Genomic DNA, 17,140 nt, shown 5'->3' with positions numbered 1-17,140 from the left:
CCCTCGCATCTCCTTCCTGTTTGTTAGCAAAATGGCAAAAGTGTTTTCTCTTTTTGTTATTTTCATTTTTTTGTGATTACTGTCATGCTTTCGCCACTTTAATGAATATCGCGTAATGACGCGAAGAGGTGGAGATAAGGCATGAAAATTAACTATCCGTTGCTGGCGCTGGCGATTGGCGCGTTTGGTATCGGGACAACGGAGTTCTCGCCAATGGGCTTGTTGCCCGTCATTGCGCGCGGTGTGGATGTCTCGATTCCCGCTGCCGGAATGTTAATCAGTGCTTATGCAGTTGGCGTAATGGTTGGCGCGCCGCTGATGACGCTTCTACTTTCTCATCGTGCCCGCCGCAGTGCGTTGATTTTCCTGATGGCGATTTTCACGCTTGGCAACGTACTTTCCGCCATCGCGCCGGATTATATGACCCTGATGCTTTCACGCATTTTGACCAGCCTGAATCACGGGGCATTTTTTGGTTTGGGTTCAGTCGTGGCCGCAAGCGTAGTGCCAAAACATAAACAGGCTAGCGCAGTTGCCACTATGTTTATGGGGTTAACCCTGGCAAATATCGGTGGCGTGCCGGCGGCGACCTGGTTGGGCGAAACCATCGGCTGGCGGATGTCATTTCTGGCAACAGCGGGGCTGGGCGTGATTTCAATGGTAAGTCTGTTCCTCTCATTACCTAAAGGTGGCGCAGGGGCGCGACCTGAAGTGAAAAAAGAGCTGGCGGTATTAATGCGTCCGCAGGTGCTGTCTGCATTGCTGACGACGGTGCTGGGCGCTGGTGCAATGTTTACCCTCTACACCTATATCTCTCCGGTACTGCAAAGCATTACCCACGCCACACCGGTGTTCGTCACGGCAATGCTGGTGCTGATTGGTGTCGGATTCTCTATCGGTAACTATCTCGGCGGCAAACTGGCAGATCGTTCAGTTAACGGCACGTTGAAAGGCTTTTTGTTGCTGCTGATGGTGATTATGCTGGCAATCCCGTTCCTGGCCCGCAATGAGTTCGGCGCAGCTATTAGCATGGTGGTGTGGGGAGCTGCAACCTTTGCGGTCGTACCGCCGTTACAGATGCGCGTGATGCGTGTCGCCAGTGAAGCGCCAGGTCTGTCTTCATCAGTCAATATTGGTGCCTTTAATCTTGGAAATGCGCTGGGAGCAGCTGCTGGTGGTGCGGTAATTTCCGCTGGGCTGGGATACAGTTTTGTGCCGGTGATGGGGGCGATTGTCGCGGGACTGGCATTATTGCTGGTGTTTATGTCAGCCAGAAAACAACCTGAAGCAGTTTGCGTTGCCAACAGCTAATTAAACAAAAACGCAGAAGGATAACCTTCTGCGTTACAGTTGCTGGCAACGTGCGATTTATCTTGCCGAATGCGCTGTTAACGCCTCATCCGCGTTGGCATGGTAAGCGAAGCGCATCAGATAATGTTGCATTTGCCATCAGTTATTATGCAGCGAGATTTTTCGCTACGAATTCCCAGTTCACCAGCGCCCAGAAGTGCTCCAGATAGCCAGGACGTGCATTGCGATAGTCGATGTAATAAGCGTGTTCCCAGACATCAACGGTCAGCAGCGGAGTCGCATCGGTGGTCAGTGGAGTACCCGCGTTAGAGGTTGAAACGATAGCCAGTTTGCCATCGCTGTTTTTCACCAGCCAGGTCCAGCCAGAACCAAAGTTTTTGATCGCTGCATCAGTAAACTGAGCTTTGAAATCGGCAAAGCTGCCAAAAGATGCGGCGATAGCTTCAGCGACTTTTCCAGTCGGTTCGCCACCCGCGTTCGGTGCCAGGCAGTTCCAGTAGAAAGTATGGTTCCAGACCTGAGCTGCGTTGTTGAATACGCCACCTTCAGAGCTGCGAATAATCTCTTCCAGTGATTTACCTTCAAACGCGGTACCTTTGATCAGGTTGTTCAGGTTAGTGACATAAGTCTGATGATGCTTGCCGTAGTGATACTCGATGGTTTCCGCAGAAATGTGCGGTGCCAGAGCATCTTTAGCATATGGTAGTGCAGGTAATTCGAATGACATTGCTACTCTCCTTTATTATTAATTTGCATACGTACAATAGCCTTATTGTGCGTATGGATAGGGTAGCAAATTAAAAGGTGAGACAAAAGATGAACTTACCCTGTTGCCGTAACAACAGGGTAAAGTTTTAGCGAAGTGTTTTTGGGGTCATTACCCGGCGAGCGCCAACATAGTGGCGCTGCCAGTAGTCTTCACTGAGAGAAGTGATTTGAATTTCCTGGCCCGTGCGCGGTGACTGAATAAATTTGCCGTTGCCGACATACACGCCGACATGATCGGCTGTACCGCGTCCCTGAGTACGGAAGAAGACCAGGTCGCCGTTTTTCAGTTCACTACGTTCGATTGGCGCTGCATCGCGCAGGTGATACATTTCATTCGCCGTACGCGGAATACGAATTTTCACCAAATCTTTATAAGCGTAATAAACCAGACCGCTGCAATCAAAACCGGTACGCGGTGAACTGCCACCCCAACGATATGGCTTACCAATTTGCTGCATCAGTTTATTCATTGCCACTTTTGTGGCTTTTTGCACCTTCGCTTTGTGCGCGTCGGCAAGGGTTCCTGACGCGGCATTTTTGACTTTCACACAATGCGATTTATAGCCCTTACGTTTGGTACACTTTTCGGTAAAGCTGGCTGAGGCCGTTTTATTGACGGCGTGTTTGCTGCGAGTTTTGGCGTTTTTAGAAGCGGTAATGGAAGATTTTTTAACGGAAGAAGCGGTTTTGCTTTTGGTCGTACTTTTACTGGCGGCTTTTTTCGCTGTTTTCTGGCTGGCTTTCTGGGTCTTTTGGGTGGTTGCCGTGCTTTTCTTTTTATCTGCTTTTTTGGTGATATGAGTGGTAGCAGAACTCTCCCTGGCTTGCTTTGAAGCATGGGCCATAGGCGTTAAAGGCAGGGTGGTAAAAAGTAAAGCACAGAGCGTGATCGAAATACGGTTTATCCGCGCCACTGAGCGTCCCTCTGTTAAGGCAGGTCTATCATGCCTGCGTCTGATTTACAAAACTTGATGATTCTAATGCATAGAAGAAGAGAAAGTTAATAGCTTTTATTGTTAAAAAATACGTTTCGTCGGCGAGCGCAAAAAAATGCAGCAGTGAAAGCTAAAAATGGTTATAAATACGCCAGTTTGCCGTGCATCAGGGAAGAAACGAATATTTGAAATGCAACAAATAGAGCAAAGGGATAAAATAGCAAAAGCGTGATGAAAATGTTATTTTCCGATGCCGCACTGACCCGCTACAATGTCAGATTACTGCCGTAAAGAAGTTTGAGGAAGCAAGACAATGAGCACCACTATCGAAAAAATCCAACGCCAGATTGCTGAAAACCCGATCCTGCTGTACATGAAAGGTTCACCGAAACTGCCGAGCTGCGGTTTCTCTGCCCAGGCAGTCCAGGCGCTTGCCGCATGTGGCGAACGTTTTGCCTATGTTGATATTCTGCAGAATCCGGACATTCGTGCGGAACTGCCGAAATATGCGAACTGGCCGACCTTCCCGCAACTGTGGGTTGACGGCGAGCTGGTGGGCGGTTGTGATATCGTGATCGAAATGTATCAGCGTGGTGAACTGCAGCAGCTGATCAAAGAAACTGCCGCTAAATACAAGTCTGAAGAGCCGGACGCGGAATAATCCGTCCTGCAATACTGACGGATGCGAACGGGCATCCGTCAGTCCTTTCTCTATCCCCAATCCAGCCCTTGTGGCGAACTTGAAAATCCCGCCTCACGTAACAGCGTAAACATCGGCGTTTGCCGGACCGGTAGGTCATTCACTTCTGTTAGCGTAAAGCGCAGCCGTGGTTCGCGACTGGACAGCGGTCGGCTGTTTAAAGGCGCGAAGAAACCAGTCGCGGGTCGCCGGTGAAAACACGTCCGGCAGGGGCGATGAAGGGTTTGGATTATTTGCCATTAACGCTATTCCCCGTGAATATCATGCATGATGCGTGGAATAGCCTCACTATAGATGCCTGAATCATTGCATGTCATCAGGCATCAACTCGATTACACTTCTGCGGCGGCAGGCAGCGGCCAGCCTCCCAGACGTTTCCAGCGGTTGACGATTTCACAAAACAGCACAGCAGTGCGTTCGGTGTCGTACAGCGCGGAGTGCGCCTGGGTGCTGTCGAAGTCCATGCCAGCTGTCTGGCAAGCCTTTGACAATACGGTTTGTCCGAGTGCCAGCCCGGCCAGTGCAGCAGTGTCAAAAGTGGCGAAAGGGTGGAACGGGTTACGTTTCAGTGAGGCGCGTTCTGCGGCGGCCATCATAAAGCTGTGATCGAAATTGGCGTTGTGTGCCACCATAATGGCGCGGTTACAACCGCTCGCTTTAATACCTTTACGTACAACTTTAAAAATTTCGTGCAGCGCCTCGTACTCGCTGACCGCGCCGCGATCGGGATCGTTTGGATCAATGCCGTTGAAGGCAAGGGCCTCTGGTTGCAAATTTGCGCCGACAAATGGTTCGACGTGGAAATGTAATGTGGTGTCCGGCATCAGCCAGCCTTGTTCATCCATTTTCAGGGTGATGGCGGCAATCTCAAGCAGCGCATCGGTTTTGGCGTTAAATCCGGCTGTTTCAACATCGATCACAACAGGATAAAAACCACGAAAACGGTCGCACAGACCGGTAAGTTGAGCGTTATCGGACATCTGATTCTCTTAATACGGATAAATTGCAGCGCGCATTATGACAAATATTACTTGTCGATGCAGTAAAGATGCGGGCGCGATGAGTTCACGCCCGGCAGGAGATTAGTTGCCCAGACCGCGACCGGCGTCTTTCTCTTCGATTAATTCAATTTTGTAACCGTCCGGATCTTCCACAAACGCGATAACCGTAGTACCGCCTTTTACCGGACCCGCTTCACGGGTCACGTTACCCCCGTTTTGACGGATTTTTTCGCACGCTTCAGCGGCGTTATCTACGCTAAGCGCGATGTGACCATAAGCAGTGCCGAGTTCGTATTTATCCACGCCCCAGTTGTAGGTCAGTTCAATCACTGCTTCTTCGGTTTCCGGGCCGTAACCAACAAACGCCAGTGAGTATTTGTATTCCGGGTTTTCGCTGGTACGCAGCAGTTTCATGCCCAGCACGTTGGTATAAAAATCGATGGAGCGTTGCAGATCGCCAACGCGCAGCATGGTATGAAGAAGACGCATCTTTATATCCTCAAAATGGCTAACAGATTCAAAAAGTTGTTTTAGTATAGCGGCGGCTTTGCGCCGCTCGCAATGTTGGATTACAGCGTCGGGTAATCAGTGTAACCTTCAGCACCGCCACCATAAAAACTTTCGGCACGCTGCGGGTTAAGCTCAGCTTTGCGCTGCAAGCGGGCGACCAGATCCGGGTTCGCAATCCAGTCACGACCAAATGCTACCGCATCAATTAACCCTTTGCCGATCAGCGTTTCAGCTTTTTCTACTGTGTATGCACCTGCGCCGATAATCGGACCGTGGAAACGGGCGCGTACTTTTTCGCGAAACGCATCAGTATATGGTTCACCTCCCGCCCAATCTGGTTCTGACATATGAAGATAAGCAATGCCGCGTTTACCCAGTTGTTCAATCAGATACAGTGCATCGGCTTCTTCATTCGGGCCGTTATCCGTGTTCTGGAAAGTACCGATTGGCGAAATGCGAATGCCAATGCGATCGGCACCCCATTCTTCAATCCCGGCATCGACCACTTCCAGCACCAGACGCGCGCGATTTTCCACGCTGCCGCCGTACTGATCGGTACGATGGTTTGAAGAAGGGGAAAGGAACTGATGCAGCAAATAACCGTGAGCAGAGTGGAGCTCTACCAGATCAAAACCGGCTTCACGCGCGTTAGCAATGGCCTGACGGAAATCATTGACGATACCCGGAATCTCTCCCAGTTCAAGCGCACGCGGCATGGATGTTTCAACACGGATCACCTGACCATTTTCATCGCGCAGAGAAGTACGTGTTCCCGCGCTAAGTGCTGAAGGCGCTACCGGTGCCTGACCGCCAGGTTGCAGGCTGGCGTGAGAAATGCGTCCGGTGTGCCACAGCTGTACGGCCATATGACCATTTTCAGCATGAACGCCAGCGGTAATTTTTTTCCATGCGGCAATTTGTTCCGGGCTATGGATGCCAGGTGCACCTGCGTATCCTTTTGCCTGGGCAGAAATTTGCGTGGCTTCGCTAATAATCAAACCGGCACTGGCACGTTGGCGATAGTATTCCGCCATCAACGGGGTAGGGATGTCACCCGGTTCGATACTGCGCAGACGCGTCAGCGGTGCCATAAAAATACGATTTGCCGCCGTGATCGCGCCCACTTTCAGTGGGGAATACAGTTTTTCAGATGACATAAAGGCTCCCGGTCGTCTGGTGATAAAAAATGCCTGCTAAACGGCAGGCGTCGCAATAATGTTTTTTACATGGGCCAGCGCGTTTTCCAGTGGCTCGAAACTGCGCGAAATTTTGGCCTGCAGATTCGCGCCAAGCCACAGTGCGTAAAGCACTTGTGCCTGTTGCAGCGGTTCGCCACAAAAGGTTAAACAATGGTTCTCACGGCCATTTTCCAGCGCCTGAGAGAGCAGGGCGATCACGCCGCGAGCCCCTTTATCCATTGCGCTGCGCATATCTTCTGACAGATCGCACACTTCGGCAGAGAGTTTTACTGTCAGGCAACCACTGATGGTTCCATGTTGGCAAAACTGGTTCAGTGTTTGCTGGTAATAAGCCAGTATGCGGTCGCGGTAGTTACCTTCGCCGGATTGCAGCAACTCAGTCAGTCGCTGGTGATATGCGGCGTAATGGCGCTCAAGCATAGCAACGCCAAACGCTTCTTTAGAACGAAAGTAGTGATAGAAGGACCCTTTCGGCACTTCAGCGGTTTTTAGGAGTTCGCTTAGCCCCATCCCGGTGAATCCACGTTGCAGGCAAAGTTGCTCGCCCGTCGCCAGGAGATGTTCGCGAGTATCATGTTCGGTGTGTTTGTTCATGCGTTGGAGTGTAGTAGACCAGTCGGTCTAGTGCAAGCAAAGTTGCTACTTTGGACATTAACAGCTTCAATAATGGTAATAATCTTATCTGAGGAGGGCGAGGTGACGGAGCAATTAGAGTTCTTTCCCGTCCAGAGCCCGTGCCGGGGAATTTGCCAGTCTGACGAACGGGGATTTTGTCGCGGCTGTTTTCGTAGCCGGGATGAGCGTTTTAACTGGAATAAGATGAGCGATGGCGAAAAACAAGAAGTGTTGCGCCTTTGTCGGCAGCGATTAATGCGCAAATTACGTGTAAATAAGCCAGCGCCATCAGACGAACCGGAGCAACCATCACTCTTTTGAGCCTAATCTTGCGTATACTCCTCTCATATCTGATAAGAGGAAGCGATTATGGTTCAGCGTATTACTATTGCGCCGCAAGGCCCGGAGTTTTCCCGTTTTGTGATGGGCTACTGGCGATTGATGGACTGGAACATGTCCGCCCGCCAGTTGGTCAGTTTTATTGAAGAGCATCTGGATCTCGGCGTGACCACCGTGGACCATGCTGATATTTATGGTGGCTATCAGTGCGAAGCGGCGTTTGGCGAGGCGCTGAAACTGGCACCTCACCTGCGTGAACGGATGGAAATCGTCAGTAAATGCGGTATCGCGACGACCGCGTGTGAAGAAAACGTCATTGGCCATTACATCACTGACCGCGATCACATCATTAAGAGCGCCGAACAGTCGCTAATTAATCTCGCGACCGATCATCTGGATCTGCTGTTAATCCACCGACCAGACCCGTTAATGGATGCCGATGAAGTGGCGGACGCCTTTAAACATCTGCATCAGAGCGGCAAAGTGCGTCATTTTGGTGTATCAAACTTTACACCTGCGCAATTTGCGCTGTTGCAATCACGCCTGCCATTTACTCTTGCCACTAATCAGGTGGAAATATCCCCGGTGCATCAGCCGTTACTGCTGGATGGCACGCTCGACCAACTGCAACAACTGCGTATTCGTCCGATGGCGTGGTCCTGCCTTGGTGGTGGTCGTCTGTTTAATGATGATTATTTCCAGCCGCTGCGTGATGAACTGGCTGTGGTGGCAGAGGAGTTAAACGCGGGCTCGATTGAACAGGTAGTTTACGCCTGGGTACTACGTTTACCGTCGCAGCCGCTGCCAATTATCGGCTCAGGTAAAATTGAGCGCGTACGGGCAGCTGTCGAAGCAGAAACACTGAAAATGACCCGTCAACAATGGTTTCGTATCCGTAAAGCGGCACTAGGTTACGACGTACCGTAAGCACTTTTAGGAATAGCCGCCGTTCAAAAATGTGTCACTGGTTTACACTTATTCAGGAATGCACAATGAACGGAGGTCCTATGAAACGTTTTAGTCTGGCCATTCTGGCGCTGGTTGTTGCGACCGGCGCACAAGCTGCCAGTGAAAAAGTCGAGATGAACCTCGTCACGTCGCAAGGGGTTGGGCAGTCAATTGGTAGCGTCACCATTACTGAAACCGATAAAGGTCTGGAGTTTTCGCCCGATCTGAAAGCATTACCTCCCGGTGAACATGGCTTCCATATTCATGCCAAAGGAAGCTGCCAGCCAGCCACCAAAGATGGCAAAGCCAGCGCCGCAGAATCCGCAGGCGGGCATCTTGATCCACAAAATACCGGTAAACATGAAGGGCCAGAAGGTGCCGGGCATTTAGGCGATCTGCCTGCACTGGTAGTCAATAATGACGGCAAGGCGACCGATGCCGTCATCGCGCCTCGTCTGAAATCACTGGATGAAGTCAAAGACAAAGCGCTGATGGTCCACGTTGGCGGCGATAATATGTCCGATCAACCCAAACCGCTGGGCGGTGGCGGTGAACGCTATGCCTGTGGTGTAATTAAGTAATTAAGAAGCCAGCGTACCTTGCGGCGGTGCTTGCTCAAGTTGCGAAAGCGAGCAGTACAGCCGCCAGACAATTGCCGCCAGTTCTCGGGCGGCAGGTTGATGATGACGGGCAAGGCTGTCGCAAATTCGCTGTAATTCTTCAAGTGTGGCCGCCAGTGATTTTTGCTGAACGCCACGCTCACTCATCACTCCCCGCAACAGTGAAATACAGTTATCCCGTACTCGCGATAACGGATCGGAACGCGATTCCCAGTCGCGCAATTGCCAGACAACATGAGAACAGTTCAGCAACACTACACCCCAGCGTAATAACCAACGGCGAGCCAGCGCATCCTGGCTGTTACTCAACTGACTGACGTGATGATAAGTGAGCGATTCAAATTCGCTTTCACTCAGTGTTGGATGGCGGCTTAGTTGATCGACAAAATCCCGGCGCAGCGCGCGAATATGGCGGCGGCTTTTACGAGCATCCGATCCTGGACGCAGAATGGCGAACGCTAACCACGCCAACGCGACGCCAACAATTTTTGCCAGATTATCGTTAAGAAAATCAGCAAAATCATACACCGGGGGATTAGTGACAGCGATAAACGAACCCATAAAAACAATCAGTTGCCCCCACAGTGCGGCAAATTTGGGCATCTGCAATTTAAGAAGCTGCATTGTCGCCAGCAGTGGAAAGAGAAACAGTAAAAATTGCCACAGATCGCTAATCTGCACCATCAGGCCAAATTTGACCACAAAGCTGAATAGCGAAAGTAACACCAGCGTGCGCATCAGCAGTGACAACGACTTAAACGGTGCTGCGACGGCGGAGTAGAGTACGCAGCTAATTGCTGCCAGCGTTAATGCATTGGCACCGGCATCCCATTGTGAAGCAATACTCCATGCGCCAATCATCATCAACGTACAAAATGTACGCAGCCCGCTCCACATAGCTTCGGCGTTATCGGTATGACGAGCCAGGCCGGATGTCCATGGGAGTCTGGCATGATCATCTACACCGCTTTGCAGACGATGTAATTCCTGACTACTTTGCAGATAAAGGCGGCAAAAATAACGTAGTCGCTGCCAGAAGGCGATGTGCCGGTAGTCGGCGACGTTGGTCGGGCGTAGTGGGGAGATAATACGTGCGACGGTGTAAACATCTGTTTGCGAACTGGCGAGCGCCGTCAGCAGCTGTTCGAGAATTTCTCGCGTGGCATCTGGTGGTGAGGGCCAGTTGAGTAACATACGTCGCAGGCTGGAGATGACACTGGTCATACGTAATTGCTGGTGGAGTAGCGCATTAAGGCGCGCGTTTTGCTGGCGAAAACGATAGTGGCTCCAGAAAGCCTGGATACGCAGCAAATTCATGGTCAGTATCTGCCCAATCACCCCTTCATGTGCTGCACGAATGGCATCGGTTGTTTCAGGCCGCCAGAGTAAACTGGCATGTTCCAGTAATCGGGCGTGCATGTTTTTCAATGCGGTTAAAAGGGCTGTAGCATCGGAACTGCTCGGCAGGATCATCATCATCATGCCGCCGCACAAAATACCGACTATCACCTCGCAAACACGCGCCTGAGCGATATCCCACAGCTGGCTGGCCTCAGTAATATTAACCATCGGAAAGGCGATGATGGCAGCCGTGTAGCCCGCCAGTTGAAATGCATACGCGACGTTATTCGTGAAGTGCGCACAGGCCCAGGTACAAAAGCCAAGCCACGCCGACATGCTCAATAGAAAAAAACACGGCTCATTGAGCGTATGTCCGGCAAGAAGCAGTGCCGCAATGGCTCCGAGCAAACTGCCAGCGATGCGTCCGAGGCTTTTGCTGATGACACCGCCAACGGTGGGAAAGCTAACCACCGCAGCCGAGGTCATCGCCCAATAGGGCTCATCAAGATTCAAATAATAGGCAACCGTCAGCGCCAGACACATGGCAATGGTATTGCGTAACGCATAACGCCATTGCGCCAGCGTGGCCCTGAACCAGGGCAAATTGCGCAAGGACCATGACGATGCGTTCATTATTGACCTACGGCAATGCTACAGGTGGTGCCCGACACCAGCGTGACATCGCCTGGGACTTTATCCAGCGTAAAGCGGACGGGAACGCGTTGGGCGAGGCGAACCCAGGGGACGTTAGGTTTCACATCCGGAATAAGGCTTGAGTCACTTTCAACGCTCTGATCATAAATCGCCCGACCGATACTGGACACGTGACCCTGTAACGTTTTGTTATCACTATAGAGGGTAATTTGTGCTGGTGCACCTTCGCGGATATGGCGCAACTTGGTTTCTTCAAAATAACCAATGACGTAAAACGAGTGGCTGTCGACAAGGGCAAACAGCGGTTTCCCGGTGTCAGCGTAGTCGCCGATGCGGGTAGTGAGATTAGTCACCCATCCACTCACCGGGGCGCGAATTTCCGTTTGTGCCAGTTGCCATTGTGCCTGTTTCAGCGTCGCCTGTGCGGCATCAACGCTGGCCTGCATCGCTTTAACATTGAGGTTAGCGGTATCGAGTTCTTCGGCAGAAATAAAATTTTGTGAGAGATGACGACGACGATTCGCTTCGTTATTGGCTTTTGCGAGGTCAGATTGCGCTTTCGCCAGCTGAGCCTGTGCGTTCAGCTCGGCGATCTGAAAGGGAGTTTTATCGATCGTGAGCAGAAGATCCCCCGCGTTAACCAGCTGGTTGTCTTTTATATTCAGCTCAATAATACGTCCCGACACCTGTGGGGTGATAGAAACCTGTTCTGCACGTATTTTCCCGTCGCGTGTCCACGGAGATTGCATGTAATAATTCCACAGCCACCATCCGGCAAGAACCGCAACTACCGCTACAATGATTGTTGAGAAATACTTAATTGTTTTAATTGACATAGTTACCACGCAATCAGTATTGCCAGAGCAAGGCAAACGCAAATCGCAAACAGCGATAAATCCATTAACAAGGGATGCCAGATGTCACCAGCGTAGATCCAGCCACGAAGCAGGCGGTGTATGACAAGCCAGATGACGAATCCAAACGCGAAGGCTTTGAAAAACGGAGGAAAGTAGACGGACGCACCGAACACCAGATCTTGTAAGGGCAATCCTGTTGCATTGAGCATAAACTTCACAAAGTAGATTCCTTTACGACAGAATATATTGCGTTAGATTAATAAATATTCTTTAAGTGCGAAAAATTTACGCGCAATTTCTGAAAAATATGTCTGACGGTAACCAAATGCAGCAATACATTTGTTTTAGCAATACAATTGCTGCACACTATTCTAAAAGCCGCATAATATCTTAGCAAGCTAATTATAAGGAGATGAAATTGGAATCGCCACTAGGTTCTGATCTGGCACGGTTGGTGCGCATATGGCGTGCTCTGATAGACCATCGCCTGAAACCGCTGGAGTTAACACAAACCCATTGGGTTACGTTACACAATATCCATCAGTTACCTCCAGACCAGTCGCAAATTCAACTGGCAAAAGCGATTGGCATCGAGCAGCCATCACTGGTCCGTACGCTGGACCAACTGGAAGAAAAAGGGTTAATTTCGCGTCAAACTTGTGCCAGCGATCGTCGGGCTAAACGTATTAAACTGACGGAAAAGGCAGAGCCACTGATCAGCGAAATGGAAGCCGTTATTAACAAAACCCGCGCGGAAATTTTACATGGCATCTCCGCAGAGGAACTGGAACAACTGATTAAGCTCATCGCAAAACTTGAGCATAATATCATTGAGTTACAGGCCAAAGGGTGAAATGAAGGGGGCGTGTGGTCAGTAACCTGACCACACGCAAACTTATTTAGCGCGGGGAAACGGTCACCTGACTGCCATTGCTGGCCAGTACGACACGTTGGCCTGGAGAGAAATGAGTGTTCCCTTGTTTCTGTACCACCATGATGGTGTTGCCATCATCTTTACGAATTTCCAGCTCGACACCCTGCGTTTTGTTCATTGCACTCTGTACGCCCTGACCGGCTACACCACCTGCAACAGCCCCTGCTGCAGTAGCCAGAGAACGCCCGGTTCCGCCGCCAATAGTATTTCCCAGGAAACCACCAAGTACAGCACCACCAATTGCGCCGATAACGTTGGAATCATCACCGCCCTGAATCTGTACCTGACGTACATTAACGATGGTGCCATAGCTGACATTCTGTACTTGTTTCGCTTCAGAAGCGGTATAAACATCCCCTGACAGGGTGTCGTTATTAACACAACCGACAAGAGACAGACCTACCATTGAAACAACCAATACGCGTTTAATCATTGAAAAATCTCCTGTTCACCATGAAACGCCACGCAAGCATCCCTCATGGTCAAAGTATATGGCATATGTGAATCCATGGTTACATGTTCTACCAAATATGAGCAAATCATAATGAAAGTAGGATCAACCAATTATAAACAAAATATTCATGATGATTATTGATTTGAAGATAATGTTTTACTACCAACGGTAAAAATTGGTCATTCCGCATGGTATTCACGAAAAGTTTATGTTTGAGTGGTGCGCAAACGTCAGATTGAAAAAGGATGAACTATGAAATCGGGCCGCTTTATTGGCGTTATGTCAGGCACCAGCCTTGATGGTGTTGATGTTGTGTTGGCGACAATTGATGAACACCGGGTCGCACAGCTGGCAAGTTTGAGCTGGCCGATCCCGGTGTCTCTGAAACAGGCTGTACTGGATATTTGCCAGGGCCAGCAGCTTACACTTTCGCAGTTTGGACAGCTTGATACTCAACTTGGGCGACTTTTTGCTGATGCGGTCAATGCCTTGCTTAAGGAACAAAACCTGCAGGCGAGAGATATAGTTGCGATCGGCTGCCACGGTCAAACCGTCTGGCACGAACCGACGGGCGTGGCACCACACACTTTACAGATTGGCGATAACAATCAAATTGTGGCGCGCACCGGAATTACGGTTGTCGGTGATTTTCGCCGTCGCGATATTGCCTTGGGAGGACAAGGTGCACCGCTGGTACCTGCGTTCCATCATGCGCTGCTGGCTCACCCAACCGAGCGACGAATGGTGCTCAATATTGGCGGCATCGCCAATCTGTCACTGCTCATTCCTGGCCAGCCGGTTGGGGGCTACGATACCGGTCCTGGTAACATGCTGATGGATGCCTGGATCTGGCGTCAGGCCGGTAAACCTTACGATAAAGATGCCGAGTGGGCACGGGCGGGTAAAGTTATTCTCCCACTGCTGCAAAATATGCTCTGCGACCCATATTTCTCGCAACCCGCACCGAAAAGCACCGGACGCGAATACTTTAACTACGGCTGGCTGGAGCGCCATTTGCGCCATTTTCCGGGGGGTGATCCCCGTGATGTGCAGGCCACACTGGCAGAACTCACCGCCGTGACCATTTCTGAACAAGTTTTGTTGAGCGGTGGCTGCGAACGATTGATGGTATGTGGTGGAGGTAGTCGTAATCCGCTACTCATGGCGCGTCTGGCGGCATTACTGCCAGGCACAGAAGTCACCACCACCGATGCCGTTGGCATTAGTGGCGATGACATGGAAGCATTGGCGTTCGCCTGGCTTGCCTGGCGAACGCTGGCGGGATTACCAGGAAATCTGCCTTCCGTCACTGGCGCAAGCCAGGAGACGGTACTGGGGGCTATTTTCCCCGCTAACCCGTGATATCAGAGTTAACTGAATTTTTCTTACCGCGTCTGCCGTTACACTTGGAACGTTAGGGAGGGCGTATTGCCCTCCAGACCAGGAAAGTCTTCGGGATATGTCTATGAAAAAACTGTTACTGATCTGTTTGCCGGTGCTTCTCACCGGCTGTAGCGCGTTCAATCAACTGGTTGAGCGCATGCAAACCGATACGCTGGAATACCAGTGTGATGAAAAACCGTTGACGGTCAAACTGAATAATCCGCGCCAGGAAGTCAGTTTTGTTTACGATAATCAACTACTGCATCTCAAACAGGGAATTTCAGCGTCTGGTGCACGTTACACCGACGGAATCTATGTTTTCTGGTCGAAAGGCGAGGAAGCGACTGTCTATAAACGCGACCGCATCGTCTTGAATAACTGTCAGTTACAAAATCCGCAGCGTTGAGATTTTTCCAGGGGCGGCGCACAATAGCGTCACCCACTGACAATCCGTAAAGAAAACCATGTCTGATAACGACGAATTGCAGCAAATCGCGCATCTGCGCCGTGAATACACCAAAGGCGGGTTACGCCGCCGCGATCTACCCGCCGATCCATTAACCCTTTTTGAACGTTGGCTCTCTCAGGCTTGTGAAGCCAAACTGGCTGACCCTACCGCGATGGTGGTCGCTACCGTGGATGAACATGGTCAGCCTTATCAGCGCATCGTTTTACTCAAACATTACGACGAAAAAGGCATGGTGTTTTACACCAACCTCGGCAGCCGTAAAGCACATCAAATCGAAAATAATCCGCGCGTTAGCCTGCTGTTCCCGTGGCATACCCTTGAACGCCAGGTGATGGTGATCGGTAAAGCGGAACGACTTTCGACTCTCGAAGTGATGAAATATTTTCATAGCCGCCCGCGTGATAGCCAGATTGGTGCATGGGTTTCGAAGCAGTCCAGTCGCATTTCTGCCCGCGGTATCCTTGAAAGTAAATTCCTGGAGCTGAAGCAGAAGTTTCAACAGGGCGAAGTGCCATTGCCAAGTTTTTGGGGTGGTTTTCGCGTCAGCCTTGAACAGATTGAGTTCTGGCAGGGCGGTGAGCATCGCCTGCATGACCGCTTTTTGTACCAGCGTGAAAATGATGCGTGGAAGATTGATCGTCTTGCACCCTGAAAAGATGCAAAAATCTTGCTTTAATCGCTGGTACTCCTGATTCTGGCACTTTATTCTATGTCTCTTTCGCATCTGGCGAAAAGTCGTGTACCGGCAAAGGTGCAGTCGTTATATACATGGAGATTTTGATGGCAAGCAGTAACTTGATTAAACAATTGCAAGAGCGGGGGCTGGTAGCCCAGGTGACGGACGAGGAAGCGTTAGCAGAGCGACTGGCGCAAGGCCCGATCGCGCTCTATTGCGGCTTCGATCCTACCGCTGACAGCTTGCATTTGGGGCATCTTGTTCCATTGTTATGCCTGAAACGCTTCCAGCAGGCGGGCCACAAGCCGGTTGCGCTGGTAGGCGGCGCGACGGGTCTGATTGGCGACCCGAGCTTCAAAGCTGCCGAGCGTAAGCTGAACACTGAAGAAACTGTTCAGGAGTGGGTGGACAAAATCCGCAAGCAGGTTGCCCCGTTCCTCGATTTCGACTGTGGAGAAAACTCTGCTATCGCGGCGAACAACTATGACTGGTTCGGCAATATGAATGTGCTGACCTTCCTGCGCGATATTGGCAAACACTTCTCCGTTAACCAGATGATCAACAAAGAAGCGGTTAAGCAGCGTCTCAACCGTGAAGATCAGGGGATTTCGTTCACTGAGTTTTCCTACAACCTGTTGCAGGGTTATGACTTCGCCTGTCTGAACAAACAGTACGGTGTAGTGCTGCAAATCGGTGGTTCTGACCAGTGGGGTAACATCACTTCTGGTATCGACCTGACCCGTCGTCTGCATCAGAATCAGGTGTTTGGCTTGACCGTTCCGCTGATCACCAAAGCAGACGGCACCAAATTTGGTAAAACTGAAGGCGGCGCAGTCTGGTTGGATCCGAAGAAAACCAGCCCGTACAAATTCTACCAGTTCTGGATCAACACTGCGGATGCCGACGTTTACCGCTTCCTGAAGTTCTTCACCTTCATGAGCATTGAAGAGATCAACGCCCTGGAAGAAGAAGATAAAAACAGCGGTAAAGCACCGCGCGCCCAGTATGTGCTTGCAGAACAGGTGACACGTCTGGTGCATGGTGAAGAAGGTTTGCAGGCGGCAAAACGTATTACCGAATGCCTGTTCAGCGGTTCCTTGAGTGCGCTGAGTGAAGCGGACTTCGAACAGCTGGCGCAGGACGGCGTACCGATGGTTGAGATGGAAAAGGGCGCAGACCTGATGCAGGCGCTGGTCGATTCTGAACTGCAACCTTCTCGTGGTCAGGCGCGTAAAACTATCGCCTCCAATGCCATCACCATTAACGGTGAAAAACAGTCCGATCCTGAATACTTCTTTAAAGAAGAAGATCGTCTGTTTGGTCGTTTTACCTTACTGCGTCGCGGCAAAAAGAATTACTGTCTGATTTGCTGGAAATAATGCATTAAGTGGAAAGGGGGAGTGAGAAATCACTCCCCCTGGTTTTT

Annotated in this window: 20 protein-coding genes and 2 pseudogenes; 10 read left to right on the top strand and 12 right to left on the bottom strand. The window is 50.7% G+C overall.

Going from position 1 to position 17,140, the window contains the following annotated elements; translation table 11 throughout:
* Positions 1–141: 141 nt before the first annotated feature.
* Entirely contained in the window at positions 142–1,311 is a 1,170-nt protein-coding gene (locus tag ACJHYO_RS10875; RefSeq protein WP_000701056.1) for an MFS transporter, read from the top strand.
* Between the two features lie 145 nt (positions 1,312–1,456).
* Here the strand turns inward: ACJHYO_RS10875 and sodB are convergent, their stop codons facing one another.
* Positions 1,457–2,038, bottom strand: a complete 582-nt coding sequence (gene sodB, locus ACJHYO_RS10870; RefSeq protein WP_000007283.1) for a superoxide dismutase [Fe] — start codon at positions 2,036–2,038, stop codon at positions 1,457–1,459.
* 127 nt (positions 2,039–2,165) lie between these two features.
* On the bottom strand, positions 2,166–2,993 hold the full coding sequence (mepH, locus tag ACJHYO_RS10865; protein WP_000101207.1) for a peptidoglycan DD-endopeptidase MepH: 828 nt from the start codon (positions 2,991–2,993) through the stop codon (positions 2,166–2,168).
* Positions 2,994–3,327: 334 nt separating this feature from the next.
* Between mepH and grxD the strand changes: the two genes are divergently transcribed.
* Complete coding sequence (grxD, locus tag ACJHYO_RS10860) at positions 3,328–3,675, top strand: monothiol glutaredoxin 4 (protein WP_000108172.1); 348 nt, start codon at positions 3,328–3,330, stop codon at positions 3,673–3,675.
* A 50-nt stretch (positions 3,676–3,725) separates the two neighbouring features.
* Here grxD and ACJHYO_RS10855 read toward each other — a convergent pair.
* The 6 genes and pseudogenes from ACJHYO_RS10855 to nemR form a co-directional block, all read right to left on the bottom strand.
* A pseudogene (locus ACJHYO_RS10855) lies at positions 3,726–3,851 on the bottom strand (ATP-dependent helicase); the annotation flags it as partial.
* A pseudogene (locus ACJHYO_RS10850) lies at positions 3,844–3,954 on the bottom strand (endonuclease); the annotation flags it as partial. The pseudogenes ACJHYO_RS10850 and ACJHYO_RS10855, both read right to left, overlap by 8 nt.
* A gap of 92 nt (positions 3,955–4,046) precedes the next feature.
* Positions 4,047–4,694, bottom strand: coding sequence for a ribonuclease T (rnt, locus tag ACJHYO_RS10845; RefSeq protein WP_001282280.1), 648 nt, complete (start codon positions 4,692–4,694; stop codon positions 4,047–4,049).
* A 102-nt stretch (positions 4,695–4,796) separates the two neighbouring features.
* A complete protein-coding gene (gene gloA / locus ACJHYO_RS10840; protein WP_001237802.1) occupies positions 4,797–5,204 on the bottom strand; it encodes a lactoylglutathione lyase in 408 nt (135 codons plus the stop codon).
* 80 nt (positions 5,205–5,284) lie between these two features.
* Complete coding sequence (nemA, locus tag ACJHYO_RS10835) at positions 5,285–6,382, bottom strand: N-ethylmaleimide reductase (RefSeq protein WP_001682920.1); 1,098 nt, start codon at positions 6,380–6,382, stop codon at positions 5,285–5,287.
* A 36-nt stretch (positions 6,383–6,418) separates the two neighbouring features.
* Positions 6,419–7,018, bottom strand: a complete 600-nt coding sequence (gene nemR / locus ACJHYO_RS10830) for a DNA-binding transcriptional regulator NemR (RefSeq protein WP_001032936.1) — start codon at positions 7,016–7,018, stop codon at positions 6,419–6,421.
* Positions 7,019–7,120: 102 nt separating this feature from the next.
* Between nemR and ACJHYO_RS10825 the strand changes: the two genes are divergently transcribed.
* From ACJHYO_RS10825 to sodC, 3 genes are all read left to right on the top strand, one after another.
* The gene (locus ACJHYO_RS10825; RefSeq protein ID WP_001313857.1) at positions 7,121–7,360 is read left to right on the top strand and encodes a DUF1289 domain-containing protein; all 240 of its coding nucleotides are present in this window, start codon (positions 7,121–7,123) and stop codon (positions 7,358–7,360) included.
* A 48-nt stretch (positions 7,361–7,408) separates the two neighbouring features.
* Positions 7,409–8,305, top strand: a complete 897-nt coding sequence (locus ACJHYO_RS10820) for an aldo/keto reductase family oxidoreductase (RefSeq protein WP_000250640.1) — start codon at positions 7,409–7,411, stop codon at positions 8,303–8,305.
* An 80-nt stretch (positions 8,306–8,385) separates the two neighbouring features.
* Positions 8,386–8,907, top strand: a complete 522-nt coding sequence (sodC, locus tag ACJHYO_RS10815; RefSeq protein WP_001298528.1) for a superoxide dismutase [Cu-Zn] SodC — start codon at positions 8,386–8,388, stop codon at positions 8,905–8,907.
* Here the strand turns inward: sodC and ACJHYO_RS10810 are convergent, their stop codons facing one another.
* From ACJHYO_RS10810 to ACJHYO_RS10800, 3 genes are read right to left on the bottom strand one after another with little or no spacing between them, the layout of a single operon-like run.
* A complete protein-coding gene (locus ACJHYO_RS10810) occupies positions 8,908–10,920 on the bottom strand; it encodes an FUSC family protein (protein ID WP_001682917.1) in 2,013 nt (670 codons plus the stop codon).
* On the bottom strand, positions 10,920–11,777 hold the full coding sequence (locus ACJHYO_RS10805; protein ID WP_001304337.1) for an HlyD family secretion protein: 858 nt from the start codon (positions 11,775–11,777) through the stop codon (positions 10,920–10,922). Before ACJHYO_RS10805 ends, ACJHYO_RS10810 begins: the two co-directional genes overlap by 1 nt.
* Before the next feature lie 2 nt (positions 11,778–11,779).
* Positions 11,780–12,016: a DUF1656 domain-containing protein gene (locus ACJHYO_RS10800; RefSeq protein WP_000670994.1), complete on the bottom strand. Its 237-nt coding sequence runs from the start codon at positions 12,014–12,016 to the stop codon at positions 11,780–11,782.
* Between the two features lie 200 nt (positions 12,017–12,216).
* On the opposite strand from ACJHYO_RS10800, the gene slyA reads away from it, so the two are divergent.
* Positions 12,217–12,651 carry a transcriptional regulator SlyA gene (slyA, locus tag ACJHYO_RS10795; RefSeq protein ID WP_000445640.1) on the top strand — a complete coding sequence of 145 codons (435 nt, stop codon included), beginning with the start codon at positions 12,217–12,219 and terminating at the stop codon, positions 12,649–12,651.
* A gap of 46 nt (positions 12,652–12,697) precedes the next feature.
* Here slyA and slyB read toward each other — a convergent pair whose 3' ends face one another.
* Positions 12,698–13,165, bottom strand: coding sequence for an outer membrane lipoprotein SlyB (gene slyB / locus ACJHYO_RS10790; protein WP_000597201.1), 468 nt, complete (start codon positions 13,163–13,165; stop codon positions 12,698–12,700).
* 273 nt (positions 13,166–13,438) lie between these two features.
* On the opposite strand from slyB, the gene anmK reads away from it, so the two are divergent.
* The 4 genes from anmK to tyrS all read left to right on the top strand — a co-directional run bounded on the left by anmK (position 13,439) and on the right by tyrS (position 17,093).
* Positions 13,439–14,548 (top strand): anhydro-N-acetylmuramic acid kinase, encoded by a 1,110-nt coding sequence (gene anmK, locus ACJHYO_RS10785; protein ID WP_000835060.1) that lies wholly within the window; start codon positions 13,439–13,441, stop codon positions 14,546–14,548.
* Between the two features lie 97 nt (positions 14,549–14,645).
* The gene (mliC, locus tag ACJHYO_RS10780; RefSeq protein ID WP_000061974.1) at positions 14,646–14,975 is read left to right on the top strand and encodes a C-type lysozyme inhibitor; all 330 of its coding nucleotides are present in this window, start codon (positions 14,646–14,648) and stop codon (positions 14,973–14,975) included.
* A 58-nt stretch (positions 14,976–15,033) separates the two neighbouring features.
* Positions 15,034–15,690 (top strand): pyridoxamine 5'-phosphate oxidase, encoded by a 657-nt coding sequence (gene pdxH, locus ACJHYO_RS10775; protein ID WP_001282319.1) that lies wholly within the window; start codon positions 15,034–15,036, stop codon positions 15,688–15,690.
* Between the two features lie 128 nt (positions 15,691–15,818).
* Entirely contained in the window at positions 15,819–17,093 is a 1,275-nt protein-coding gene (tyrS, locus tag ACJHYO_RS10770; RefSeq protein WP_001295400.1) for a tyrosine--tRNA ligase, read from the top strand.
* Positions 17,094–17,140 lie beyond the last annotated feature (47 nt).

Origin of the sequence: Escherichia sp. WS1118, from assembly GCF_046487695.1 — a bacterium.
In the GTDB taxonomy this organism is placed as follows: Bacteria; Pseudomonadota; Gammaproteobacteria; order Enterobacterales; family Enterobacteriaceae; genus Escherichia; species Escherichia coli.
Note: the sequence above shows the minus strand (reverse complement) of the source record. Positions and strands in the feature narration are given on the sequence as shown.